Source organism: Variovorax sp. CF313, from assembly GCF_000282635.1.
In the GTDB taxonomy this organism is placed as follows: Bacteria; Pseudomonadota; Gammaproteobacteria; order Burkholderiales; family Burkholderiaceae_C; genus Variovorax.
This window is the reverse complement of record NZ_AKIW01000079.1, coordinates 45,484-55,007: the sequence shown is the minus strand read 5'-3', so window position 1 is coordinate 55,007 and position 9,524 is coordinate 45,484. Positions and strand designations below refer to the sequence as shown.

The 9,524-nt window shown below is 66.4% G+C and carries 9 protein-coding genes and 1 tRNA gene; 6 read left to right on the top strand and 4 right to left on the bottom strand.

What is annotated here, in order from left to right:
* Nucleotides 1-87 precede the first annotated feature (87 nt).
* Nucleotides 88-489, bottom strand: coding sequence for a VOC family protein (locus PMI12_RS20015; RefSeq protein ID WP_007836081.1), 402 nt, complete (start codon nucleotides 487-489; stop codon nucleotides 88-90).
* A gap of 61 nt (nucleotides 490-550) precedes the next feature.
* Here PMI12_RS20015 and serS point away from each other — a divergent pair, with 61 nt between their 5' ends.
* The 4 genes from serS to PMI12_RS20000 all read left to right on the top strand — a co-directional run bounded on the left by serS (nucleotide 551) and on the right by PMI12_RS20000 (nucleotide 3,934).
* Nucleotides 551-1,882: a serine--tRNA ligase gene (gene serS, locus PMI12_RS20010; RefSeq protein ID WP_007836080.1), complete on the top strand. Its 1,332-nt coding sequence runs from the start codon at nucleotides 551-553 to the stop codon at nucleotides 1,880-1,882.
* A 57-nt stretch (nucleotides 1,883-1,939) separates the two neighbouring features.
* A tRNA-Ser gene (locus PMI12_RS20005) sits at nucleotides 1,940-2,029 on the top strand.
* A gap of 125 nt (nucleotides 2,030-2,154) precedes the next feature.
* On the top strand, nucleotides 2,155-2,364 hold the full coding sequence (locus tag PMI12_RS29120) for a hypothetical protein (RefSeq protein ID WP_162130824.1): 210 nt from the start codon (nucleotides 2,155-2,157) through the stop codon (nucleotides 2,362-2,364).
* A 247-nt stretch (nucleotides 2,365-2,611) separates the two neighbouring features.
* On the top strand, nucleotides 2,612-3,934 hold the full coding sequence (locus PMI12_RS20000) for an amidohydrolase (protein WP_007836079.1): 1,323 nt from the start codon (nucleotides 2,612-2,614) through the stop codon (nucleotides 3,932-3,934).
* A 258-nt stretch (nucleotides 3,935-4,192) separates the two neighbouring features.
* On the opposite strand, the gene PMI12_RS19995 is transcribed toward PMI12_RS20000, so the two are convergent.
* The 3 genes from PMI12_RS19995 to PMI12_RS19985 are packed head-to-tail and all read right to left on the bottom strand — an operon-like array spanning nucleotide 4,193 to nucleotide 7,476.
* A complete protein-coding gene (locus PMI12_RS19995; protein ID WP_007836078.1) occupies nucleotides 4,193-5,437 on the bottom strand; it encodes a porin in 1,245 nt (414 codons plus the stop codon).
* Between the two features lie 49 nt (nucleotides 5,438-5,486).
* Complete coding sequence (locus PMI12_RS19990; RefSeq protein ID WP_007836077.1) at nucleotides 5,487-6,497, bottom strand: YeiH family protein; 1,011 nt, start codon at nucleotides 6,495-6,497, stop codon at nucleotides 5,487-5,489.
* Between the two features lie 7 nt (nucleotides 6,498-6,504).
* On the bottom strand, nucleotides 6,505-7,476 hold the full coding sequence (locus tag PMI12_RS19985; RefSeq protein WP_007836076.1) for a quinone oxidoreductase family protein: 972 nt from the start codon (nucleotides 7,474-7,476) through the stop codon (nucleotides 6,505-6,507).
* A gap of 197 nt (nucleotides 7,477-7,673) precedes the next feature.
* Between PMI12_RS19985 and PMI12_RS19980 the strand changes: the two genes are divergently transcribed.
* Nucleotides 7,674-8,642 (top strand): Bug family tripartite tricarboxylate transporter substrate binding protein, encoded by a 969-nt coding sequence (locus PMI12_RS19980; protein WP_007836075.1) that lies wholly within the window; start codon nucleotides 7,674-7,676, stop codon nucleotides 8,640-8,642.
* A 31-nt stretch (nucleotides 8,643-8,673) separates the two neighbouring features.
* On the top strand, nucleotides 8,674-9,516 hold the full coding sequence (locus tag PMI12_RS19975) for a TauD/TfdA dioxygenase family protein (protein ID WP_007836074.1): 843 nt from the start codon (nucleotides 8,674-8,676) through the stop codon (nucleotides 9,514-9,516).
* The last annotated feature ends 8 nt before the right edge of the window (nucleotides 9,517-9,524 follow it).

The window sequence follows — 9,524 nt, the reverse complement described above, 5'->3', positions numbered from 1 at the left end:
CCGGGCCGCCCCAAGGCGAGCCGCGCCTCCCCCTCGGGGGGGTGGCGAATTACACGGAGCGAAGCGCAGTGAAAAGCCGGGGGGCCTTCACTTCTCGCAGTTCACCATCCACGCCACGCCGAACTTGTCGGTGAGCATGCCGAAGCCCTTGGCCCAGAACTGCGGGCCGTAGGGCATCGTCACCTTGCCGCCTTCGGCCAGTGCGTCGAACAGCTTCTTGCCTTCGTCCACGCTGTTCGCCTGCACCGAGAGCGAGAAGCCCTTGTAGCCCTCGAAGGGCCACTCCGGCGGGGCGTCCGAGGCCATCAGCTTGTGGCCGCGGGCCTCGAGCGTGGCGTGCATGATCTTGTCCTTGTGGCTGGCCGGCGTCTGAGCGCCCATCGGGCTCTCGCCGAAGGTCATGCTGAAGGCGACCTTGCCGTCCAGCGCCTTGGCATAGAAGGCGAGCGCTTCGGCGGCATTGCCGTTGAATGTCAGATAGGCTTCCATCGTTTTTCCCTTCGAGGTGGGTGAGTGGGATCGCGATGCTACGCCCACCTAAAATCCCCCCATGCTTGACATCACCCTGCTCCGCAAAGACCTGGCCTCCGCCGTGGCCGGCCTCGAAAAACGCAAGAAGAACCAGCCGTACCTCGACGTGTCGGCGTTCACCGCGCTCGAGGCCGAGCGCAAGACGCTGCAAACCCGCACCGAGGAAATCCAGGCGCGCCGCAACACGCTGAACAAGCAGATCGGCCCGCTCAAGGCCAAGGGTGAATCGGTCGATGCGCTCATGGCCGAGGTCAACGCGCTCAAGGCCGAGCAGGAATCGCAATCCAGGCGCCTCGAAGAGATCCAGCCCGCGCTGCACGCGCTGCTGCTCGCCGTGCCCAACCTGCCGCACGCCAGCGTGCCGCTGGGCGAAGACGAGGCCGGCAACGTCGAGATGCGCCGCTGGGCCCCGAAGGGCGGCGCCGGCGCAAATGCCACGCCGCTGGCCTTCGCACCCAAGGACCACGTCGACCTCGGTGCGCCGCTGGGCCTCGACTTCGAGATGGGCGCCAAGCTCTCGGGCTCGCGCTTCTCCGTCATGAAGGGCCCGATCGCCCGTCTGCATCGCGCGCTCGCACAGTTCATGGTCGACCTGCAGACCGAACAGCACGGCTACACCGAGTGCTACGTGCCCTACGTGGTCAACGCCGCCACGCTCAGCGGCACCGGCCAGCTGCCCAAGTTCGAGGGTGACCTGTTCGCCGCGAAGAAGGGCGGCCAGGACGGCGAGCCTGCGCCCGATCATTCGGCGCTGTACCTCATTCCGACCAGTGAAGTGCCGCTGACCAACTTCGTGCGCGACGAGGTCGTGCCCGAGGTGCAGCTGCCCATCAAGCTCACGGCCCATACGCCGTGCTTCCGTTCCGAGGCTGGCAGTGCCGGGCGCGACACGCGCGGCATGATCCGCCAGCACCAGTTCGACAAGGTCGAGATGGTGCAGATCGTGCATCCTGAGAAGAGCTACGACGCACTCGAGCAGATGACCGGCCACGCCGAAGCTGTGCTGCAGGCGCTGGAGCTGCCATACCGCGTGGTGCTGCTGTGCACCGGCGACATGGGCTTCGGCGCCGCCAAGACCTACGACCTCGAGGTGTGGCTGCCGGCGCAGGACACCTACCGCGAGATCAGCTCGGTCTCGAACTGCGAAGCCTTCCAGGCGCGTCGTTTGCAGGCCCGTTTCAAGAACGCGCAGGGCAAGAACGAACTCGTGCACACCCTCAATGGTTCCGGCCTGGCGGTGGGCCGCGCGCTGGTGGCCGTGCTGGAAAACCACCAGAACGAAGACGGTTCCATCAACGTGCCCGCGGCGTTGCGTCCGTACCTCGGTGGGCTCGAAGTTTTGCGCGGCTGAGCCCAGGGCTTCAAAAAGTGCAATTTCCTCTGCTATAATCGTAGGCTCGACAGCACCGGAGAGGTGGCAGAGTGGTCGAATGTACCTGACTCGAAATCAGGCGTACTAGCGATAGTACCGAGGGTTCGAATCCCTCCCTCTCCTCCAAGAAGTCAATAAACAAGCGCCTTTCGGGGCGCTTTTTTATTTCTTACACCATTGTTCCTACCAATTCGATTGACGGTCGAACTTGGGTACAAAGTGCATCGCCTCGACCTTCGCAAGGATGGGTCTTGTCCCTGCTGCTTTCCCCTCGCCAAGCAGATGTTGTCGGCTACGTTGCGCTGACCATGGGCGAGGGCCACGTCCAGCGTTCCATTGGTGCAGTCGATCAGGCAGACGTCGCCAAGGCCATCGTGCAGCGGCGATCGCCAGCTTCCGCGAGTCGGCTGCCCTGGGGGGCCGAGGCACGCAAAAAATATGGACGGCGCCTGCCTTGTTGAGGTCGACTGGAAGCTGGCGCTTGGGGGGAGGCGCGCGATGGCATGCCTGACATGCACGCCACGTACGCGAAGTGCCTTGCTGTCCTGTGTGAGTGGCGAATTTTTTGAACGCGACCTGCTGTCGCAAAAAAGGGAACTGCGGATCGGCTTTGATGTCTAGGGCAATCCCGGGCTCGAAGCTTGCGTGAAGAAGGCCACACTGGCATGGCTGGTGTCTATCTTCTTTCCACATAGGGCTTCTTCCTCCATGTCTTCCCGTTCATTTCGTCATGGCACCTTGTCCGCCGTTGCCTTGCTGACCCTGGCGCTGGGCGCCAGCGCACAGACGTCGCTGCATCAGCAGATCGGGCCTGTCGTCAACGGTATGTACCCCTCGCTCGACACGCTCTACAAAGACCTGCACGCCAATCCGGAGATCGCCTTCCAGGAAGTGCGAACGGCTGCGAAGCTGGCCGGCGAAATGCGCAAGCTCGGTTTCGATGTCACCGAGAAGGTCGGCGGCACGGGCCTCGTCGCGATCTACAAGAACGGCGCAGGCCCGACCGTGCTCGTGCGCACCGAACTCGACGCGCTGCCCATGGAAGAGAAGACCGGCTTGCCGTACGCGAGCAAGGCCAAGACCCAATCGAACGGCCGCGAGACCTTCGTGGCGCACAGCTGCGGCCACGACATCCACATGGCGAGCTGGGTCGGCACCGCGCGCACGCTGCTCACGATGAAAGATCAGTGGAAGGGCACGCTGATGTTTGTCGCGCAGCCCGCTGAGGAAACCGTGTCAGGTGCCAAGGCCATGCTTGCCGACGGCCTGTTCAAGCGCTTTCCCAAGCCCGACTTCGCGTTCGCTCTGCACACCTCGCCGTCGCCCTATGGCTTCGTCGGTTACAAGGTCGGTGCGATCAGTTCTAACTCTGACTCGCTCGAGATCACCTTCAAAGGCCGCGGCGGCCATGGATCGGCGCCGGACAAGACGATCGACCCGATTGCGATTGCCGCCCGTTTCATCACTGACGTGCAGACCGTGGTGAGCCGTGAGAAGGACCCGGCCGAGTTCGGCGTGGTCACCATCGGTGCGGTCCAAGCCGGCACAGTTGGGAACATCATTCCCGACACGGCGGTGCTGCGCGGCACCATCCGCAGCTACCAGCCGGAGGTGCGCGAGAAGCTGCTGGCCGGCGTTCGCCGCACGGCCAACGCGGCCGCGATGATGGGCGGTGCGCCCGAGCCGACGGTCGAGCTGGTGCCCGGTGGGGCTGCGGTGGTCAACGACGAAGCGGTGGTCAACCGGACGGCGGCGGCACTCAAGACGGCGTTCGGCGACCCGAAGGTGGTGCAGGTTCGGCCCATCACCGCGAGCGAGGATTTTTCCGAGTTCGGCAATGCGGGCGTGCCATCGATGATGTTCTTCGTGGGCGTGCTCTCTCCCGAAGAGGTGATGGCGTCGCTCAAGCCCGGCGGCAAGCCCTTGGCCTTCAATCACTCGCCCTTCTTCGCGCCGGTGCCCGAGCCATCGATCAAGACGAGTGTGGAGGCCATGAGCGTGGCCGTGCTCACCACCATGGCACCCAAGTAGCTCGGCGTGCGGCTGCCGCCGGCGACGGTAGTCTTCGACATGGCGTCGGCAGAACGCCGATGTCACGGCGCAAGAATTGGCGATTGGCCTCGTCTGCAATACCAGACCTTCGTCATGACGGCAGAAAATTACCCGGTATCCGCAATAGTGGACTACGTCAAAGTAGGCCGAGAGTGACCTGCTCCCTACCAGCCGTACCAGCGTCTGCGGCAATGGCTAGGAGGAATGCGGAGGGCGCCGCCGTCGCTTTTCAGGCGCTCAGAACGCCATCCGAATGCCCACGTCGTAGCCCAGCGCACGGTGCGGCTGCATGCCGTCGGTGGTCGCGTAGCCCGGCTGAGGGAAGATCGCCGGCAGGCTCAGCACCAGCGGCGTCACGCCCATCACGGTCGGGTTGTTGCGGCCGTTGGCGATGTGGATGCGCGCCACCGAGGCATACAGCGCCGTGCGCTTGGAGAGGTTGTGCACGTAGCCGAGTGCGAGCTTGTTCACCGACGAATTGCCGTCTGGCAGATGCAGCCCGTTGACGAAGCGCACGCGTGCATACGAGGCGCGCAGCATGCCCGCACCCAGTGGCACGTTCACGCCGGCCATGAGGCCGTCGTAGCGGTCGGTCAGGCGCAACGAACCGTTGGCGAACGGGGCGGCACTGTTGCGCACGTCGCGCACGCGCGACCATTCGCCGAACACCTTCACCACGCCGAAGTCGTACGAAGCACCGAGGTTCAGGCTCTTGATCTTCTCGCTCTGTACGGTGGTGCTGGCCAGCGTGCTCTCGCCGTAGCCTAGCGCCACGTCGGCGGGGCCACTGGCCCAGCCGATGCGCCCGCCCGCGTAGCGCCCGCGTTTGGAGGGGCTGTCGGGCGTGTTGCTGATCTTGGTGTTCTCGTGCAGCGCGTACTGCACCTGGCCGTAGAAGCCGCCCAGGTTTGGTGGCAGGAAGTAGCTGACGGCGTTGCTGGTGCGCAGGTAGCTGTCGGTGCCTGCGGAGAGGCCGCCGTTCAGCAGGCTGCCCGTGGCCAGCGCGCGCGAGGCCGCGATGTTGCTGTTGACCACGGCGATCAGGTTGGTGCCCACGCCGTTGACGCTGAAGGGGTCGAACACCGCGTCATTCCAGAACGAGGCCGTGTAGTCGCGACCCAGGCGCAGTTCGCCGAAGGGGCCGCTGAGGCTGAGCGTGGAGCGGCGTCCGAAGTTCGTGATGCCGCCGCCTGTATCGTTGTTCAGCGGCGCCTCGAGCCAGAAGCTCGCGGCCAGTCCGCCGCCGAGGTCTTCGGTGCCGCGAAAGCCGATGCGGCTGGACGCATTGCCCGAGGGCGACAGCACGGTCTGGCTCTGGCGCAGCTCGGCCGAGCGCAGCGGGTTGTGCGAACTGCTGGTGGTGCGGTAGTGGCTCACGCCTGCGTCCATCACGCCGAACAGCGTGAGCGAGGACTGGGCGAGGGAAGCGCCGGCAGCGAGGGTCGCGGCTGCGGCGGCGACGAGGGTCTTCTTCTTCTTCATGGTCTTGTCTCCTGGTTGTTGTGTGTGTTGTCGTCTCTGTCGTCGTGCGTCAGGGCGCCCAGCGCAGCAGCGCGAGCACCAGCGCGGCGATGAAGACGGTCTCGCCGACCATCAGCACCACCGGCTTGAGGCCCACGTCGACCAGCTCGCGCAGCTGCGTCTTCATGCCGATGCCGGCCATGGCCGCCACCAGGAACCAGCGCGACAGGTCGCTGCCCGCGGTGGCGAGGGCCGGCGCCAGCCAGCCCGTGCTGTTGAGCGCCACCAGCGCAGCGAACGCCACCGCGAACCACGGCAGCAGCGGCGGGCGCTGGCCGCCCACGGCCTTGCCGGTGGCACGCGTGAACATCACGGCGAACAGGATGACCGGCAGCAGCGCCGCCACGCGCATCAGCTTGACCAGCGTGGCCGTGTCGCCCGTGGCCTGCGACATGCCGTAGCCCGCGCCCACCACCTGCGCCACGTCGTGGATGGTGGCGCCCAGGAACACGCCGGCCGTGTGCGTGTCCATGCCCAGGGCGCGTGCGATCAGGGGGTAGGCGATCATCGTGAGCGTCGACAGCGCCGACACGCTCACCACCGTGAACAGCGTGGCGCGTTCCTTCAGCGGATGCGGCGGCAGCGCCGCGGCCAGCGCCAGCGCGGCCGAAGCGCCGCAGATCGCGGTGGCGCCGCCGCTGAGCAGGCCGAACAGCACGTTGAAGCCCATCAGCCGCGCCACGACCATCGACACGCCGATGGTCAGCACCAGCGACACCGCCACCAGCAGCACCGGGTGCCAGCCCAGCGCCACTACCTGCGCGGCCGTGATGCGCAGCCCGAGCAGCGCCACGCCCCAGCGCAGCACGTGGCGCGCGGTGAACTCGATACCGGGCTTGCACGGGCCCTCGGCGGAAAGGAAGTTCATCGCCATGCCGAGGATGAGCGCAAACAGCATCACCGGCGCACCGTAGTGCTGCGACAAAAAGGTGGACGCGGCGGCGACCACCGCGCAGGCGAGCACGCCCGGAAAGAGCAGGCGGCCGCGCGCCGGCCATGCGGCGACAGACAAGGCGATCATGAAAACCTCAGGGTACGAGCACGGTGGCGCCGGTGGTCTTTCGGCCTTCGAGTGCGCGGTGCGCCTCGGCCGCGTCGGCCAGCGCGAAGCTCTGCTGCGGCTCGCTCACGATGCGGCCGGCCAGCACGTGGCCGAACAGTTCGTCGGCCATGCTGAGCATGTGCGGGCGCGGATGGATGTAGTGCACCATCGCCGGCCGCGTGAGCCAGATCGAGCCCTTCGCCGCCAGCAGCTTGGTGTCGAGGACCACGGCGCCAGAAGAGGTGCCGTTGCTTACCAGCGTGCCGCGCGGCTGCAGGCAGTCGAGCGAGGCTTCCAGCGTGTCCTTGCCCACCGAGTCGTAGACCACCGGCACGCCCTTGCCGTCGGTGATCTCGCGCACGCGTTGGGCGATGTTCTCGCGCGAGGTCACGATGGTGTGGGTGCAGCCGTTGGCCTTGGCGACGGCGGCCTTCTCGTCGGTGCTCACGGTGCCGATCATCGTCACGCCCATCGCCCGCGCCCACTGGCAAGCGATGAGACCGACGCCGCCGGCCGCTGCGTGGTACAGGATCGTCTCGCCACCCTTCAATGGATAGACCTGGCGGAACAGGTATTGCGCCGTCATGCCCTTCATCATCAGCGTGGCGGCGGTGCTGTCCGAGATGCCATCGGGCAGCGGAATCAGAACGTCAGCGGGCATCACACGCACTTGCGAGTACGCCCCTTGCGGCCCGATGAGGTAGCCCACGCGATCACCCACGCGGATGTCGGTCACGCCGGGGCCCACGGCCTCGACCACGCCCACGGCGTCGGAGCCCAGGCCGTTGGGCAGTGCGAGCGGATAGCGCCCCGTGCGGAAATAGATGTCGATGAAGTTGACGGCGATGAGGCTGTGGCGCACGCGCGCCTGGCCCGGGCCGGGTTCGCCGACCTCGACGTGTTCGAGCTTGAGCACGTCGGCGCCGCCGGTCTCGTGGAAGCGGATGGCCTGGTTCATGGTGCGTCTCCTGATGCGTGTGGGGGCTGGGATGGAACGGATTCTTGCGGCGCGTTTCAACGTCGGGAAGTGTGGTCTCGGCGATGTCCCAAATCGGCAAATTGATGCCCCAATAAAGCAAGAACTGCGAGTGGAGTGCGCCGGATACTGGCGGCGTTGGCCCACCGAGGCCCGCATGAAAAAACCGGAGACAACCCATGAAACTGCTGCACTTTGCACGCGCCGCCGTGGCGCTGGTCGGATGCTCGATGGCCCTCGGGGCCTGGGCGCTGGGCGACAAGCCCGTCAAGCTCATCGTCCCCGCGCCGCCGGGCGGCACGATGGACATCGTCGCCCGCGTCGTCGGGCAGCAGATGGCGCTGGACATCGGCCGTCCCGTGATCGTCGAGAACCGTCCCGGTGCCGGCGGCTCGATCGGCCTTCAGGCCATGCTGCAGGCGCCGGCCGACGGCAACACGATCGTGATGGCGGCGAGCAACGTGTTGGCTGAAACGCCGCAGATCGTGAAGATGCCCTTCGATCCGCTGAAGGACGTGGTGCCCATTGCCTCGGTGGCGCGCTCGGGCGTGGTGCTCGTCACGGCCGCGAACTTTCCGGCCAAGGACTTCCAGGGCCTGGTCGCCGAGCTGAAGACGCGCAAGGGCAAGGCCAGCTTCGCCAGCTACAGCCCCGGCACCGTGTCGCAGTACGCGGGCCTGATCCTCAGCGACCGCGCGGGGCTCGACCTGCAGCACATCGGTTACCCCGGCTCGCCGCCCGCGCTGCAGGACCTGCTGGGCGGCCAGGTTGACCTGATGTTCGACGGCATGCTCACCTCGATGCCGCTCATCAAGGCCGGCAAGCTGCGCCCTTACGCGTTCACCGGCAAGACCCGCTCGCGCTTCCTGCCCGACCTGCCCACCACCACCGAGCTCGGCTATCCCGACCTGCAGTTCCGCGGCTGGGTCGGCTTCATTGGCTCCGCCAAGCTGCCGGCCGACGTGCTGGCGAAGCTGCACGCCGTGATCGGCAAGGCCGGCCAGTCGCCCGCCGTGCAGCAGAAGCTGCTCGACGTGGGCCTGGAGCCCGAACTCAGCGTCGACACGCCCGCGCTCATCGTCGAGACGAAGGCGCTGTCGGAGCGCAACGCCGCCATCGTCAGGAAGTACCGCATCCAGGCGAACTGAGCTTCGCTCGCCATTTCATCGGAGACCCTTCATGAAGATCAGACCCATCACGCCCTCCATCGGCGCGGAAATCTCGGACGTCCACCTGGGCGAGGCCTCGCGCGACCCCGGGCGCTTTGCGCCGATCCGCGCCGCACTGCTCCAGCACAAGGTGCTGTTCTTCCGCGGACAGGACATCACGCGCGCCGAGCATGCGGCCTTTGCACGCTGCTTCGGCGCGCTCGAAGACCACCCCGTGGTCGGCAGCGACCCAGAGCACCCGGGCCTCGTGCGCATCTACCGCAGCGACAACAAGCACAGCTACGAGAACACCTATCACTGCGACGGCCTGTGGCGCCAAGCGCCGGCGATGGGGGCAGTGCTGCGCTGCATCGAGTGTCCCGAGATCGGCGGCGACACCATCTGGGTGAACATGGTGCAGGCGCACGACGAGCTGCCCGAAGAGATCAAGCAGAAGATCGGCAAGCTGCGCGCCAAGGCTGCTATCGAGCATTCGTTCGGTGCCGTCATGCCGATGGAAGCCCGCCTCAAGCTGGGCCAGGACCATCCGCCCGTGGAGCACCCCGTGGTGCGCACGCACCCCGAGACCGGCGAGAAGGTGCTCTACGTGGGCAGCTTCACCACGCACTTCGTGAACTACAGCACCCCCGAGAACGTGCGGCACGGCATCGACAAGACGCCCGGCGCGGCGCTGCTGCTGAACTACCTGCTCAGCCGCGCCACCATTCCCGAGTACCAGGTGCGCTGGTCGTGGCAGGCCGGCGACGTGGTCGTCTGGGACAACCGCAGCACGCAGCACTACGCGCTGAACGACTACTGGCCCGCGCCGCGCAAGATGGAACGCGCCGGCATCGTCGGCGACGTGCCGTACTGAGTTGTCCA